This is a genomic window from Actinomadura sp. 7K507 (genome assembly GCF_004348425.1).
Taxonomy (GTDB): Bacteria; Actinomycetota; Actinomycetes; order Streptosporangiales; family Streptosporangiaceae; genus Spirillospora.
The window spans coordinates 1-2028 of record NZ_SMKK01000494.1; the positions used below are offsets into that span (position 1 = coordinate 1).

General features: G+C 64.1%; 3 protein-coding genes. 2 read left to right on the top strand and 1 reads right to left on the bottom strand.

Annotation, left to right across the window (positions count from 1 at the left end; all coding sequences use genetic code 11):
• Positions 1-39 precede the first annotated feature (39 nt).
• Positions 40-795, bottom strand: a complete 756-nt coding sequence (locus E1285_RS44760) for an XRE family transcriptional regulator (protein WP_132160980.1) — start codon at positions 793-795, stop codon at positions 40-42.
• Positions 796-1064: 269 nt separating this feature from the next.
• Between E1285_RS44760 and E1285_RS44765 the strand changes: the two genes are divergently transcribed.
• Both E1285_RS44765 and E1285_RS44770 read left to right on the top strand, forming a co-directional pair.
• On the top strand, positions 1065-1544 hold the full coding sequence (locus E1285_RS44765) for an ATP-binding protein (protein ID WP_165967052.1): 480 nt from the start codon (positions 1065-1067) through the stop codon (positions 1542-1544).
• Between the two features lie 38 nt (positions 1545-1582).
• Complete coding sequence (locus tag E1285_RS44770; RefSeq protein WP_132160982.1) at positions 1583-1984, top strand: hypothetical protein; 402 nt, start codon at positions 1583-1585, stop codon at positions 1982-1984.
• Positions 1985-2028 lie beyond the last annotated feature (44 nt).

Sequence of the window (2028 nt, forward strand, 5' to 3'; positions counted from 1 at the left end):
GCCTTGACCTAAGTAGGGAAAATCCTCACACGGCTCGTGCTACTGGGGAGTGAGTTCCCCGATTGCGCGACCGCCGTTCCAGAGTGCGGCGGCATGGTACGCGAACCGGTCGTAGAGGCCGTCTTCCTGCTGGCGCTGTACATGGAACATTGGAGAGTCGTGCCCTACGAGGTGCGCAAGGTGTGGAGTCACGAGCATCTCGTCATCGAAGATGAAAAGACTCATAGCGATGTGATCATCACCGTAGCGAGCTTCGACGCCTGGTACGTCGATGATCTTGGAGAGTTCATCAAGGGTGATCTTGATTCGGGTCCCGACGGTCAAGGGGACGCTTTCGAGTTCCTCGCGACGCCGCGTGACCTCGCTACTGGGGTCGCCGATCAAGAAGCGGACTCGGCAGCCCCGTTCGGCCTTGCGGCGGAGCGCGTTTCGAAGGTTGGGTATCTCCAGCCACAAGAAATAGTTCGTGTAGCCAGCGAAGGTTAGCTCCTTGCTCGCCTCACCTATGAGGCGGCGCCAGACCGATCTGGGGCAGGCTGATCGGTAGGGGTAGACGGCAATAACTTCGCGGTCGGGTCCAGTCTTCATGTTCTTGCGAACGGTGTCAGGCCACAACATGCCCTCATCAACTCCCAAGGCGTCCGAGGCTGCCCAGCGGTGACGCGGGTGGGGTCTGCGATCTTCCTCGGCTACCCACCGGGCCACGGTCTTAACGTCCACTTGACAGGCTTCGGCGAGGTCTTGCTCTGTCAGTCTCGCATTGGTCATGGCCTGCCGTAGTGCGTCGTTGGCCACAGCTCCACCGCTTCCGTCGGGACGGACGGGACGTTCTACAGGGTAACTCGAAAACGTCCTAGACGTCCCAGAAACGCTGTACAGGCGTCCGCGCCAAGGGTGGATCGTCAATGCCCCGAAGACAAGCCGGGCTCGGACGCAGCGTTTGCCCCGCTGGCCGAGCCCTTGACCGGAAGGTGGTTCCGGCCCATGACGGATCTTACGCACAAACCGCCCAAGGGACGGGCGGCGGCGGTGACGGTGCCCGAACTGGTTGCGCGGTGGTCGTGATGGCCGGAAACGCGACGGGTGCGGCTATTGGGGCCGATGGAGAGCTGGACACGACCTTTCTAGCGGCGCGGACGGCTCCGGGGCAGGTGCGGACGCTTGTGGAGTTCCGCCTTGCGGAGTGGGGATTGGCCAGGCTCAGCGGTGACATGGCCTTGATCGCTAGTGAGCTTGTGACGAACGCGGTGGAGCACACGCCAGACGATCGGGAGATCCGAGTGAGGTTCACGCGGGAGCCCGGGGCAGTGCTGCTGGCGGTATGGGATTCCTCGGACGGCCGTCCGGTGCGCAAGCGGCCGGTGAGGTCGGTGGCCGGTGACGCCGTACCGGACGCCGAGGCGCTGAATCCGGGCCATGACGATGGTTCGGGCGGCCGTGGGCTGACGATCGTGGAGGCACTATCGACCGACTGCGGGGTGACCAGAACCGATCCGGCCGGGAAATGGGTGTGGGCCCGCGTGGCCGATGGCGTGCGCAGATGAGTCGAGCAATCGAGCGGGATGAGAGGAAGGTGCGAGGAATGGCTCAAGGTTTGCGCCGGGCCGTCGGCCGGTGGCAGATGGTGCTGCGGTGGCGAACGTTTATGGGAGACGAGACGGCGGTGCAGAACCTGGAACTGCTGGCGGTGGCGCTAAAGCCCTTGGGCTACCGATGCGTGGAGTTGCACGAGAAGGACGAGTACGGGTTCCCCATGCCGTTGCTGTGGGTTTACGCCAGAGGGCGGGCCGAGGACGTCGGGGCTGTCGTGTCGGTCCGGGCGACGGCGGGCGGGACGTGGGCCTACTTCGAGGCAGGGAAGGGGCGGGGCTGGTACCTGTCCCCGTGCGATGACATGGAATCGGCAGCTCAGCGAGTGGACCTCCTCCTGAAGTACCGGATGTTTCCGAACACCGAGTGGGCCTGTGGTGACGACTACCGCTGAGACGCGCGTTCGTGTGCGCTGAGCCCTCGCCCTCGGAGTAGCAG

What these genes read in the sequence shown, in the direction of transcription:
- E1285_RS44765 (WP_165967052.1), top strand. Translation starts at nt 1,065, where the DNA reads ATGGCCGGAAACGCGACGGGTGCGGCTATTGGGGCCGATGGAGAGCTG.
- E1285_RS44770 (WP_132160982.1), top strand. Translation starts at nt 1,583, where the DNA reads ATGGCTCAAGGTTTGCGCCGGGCCGTCGGCCGGTGGCAGATGGTGCTG.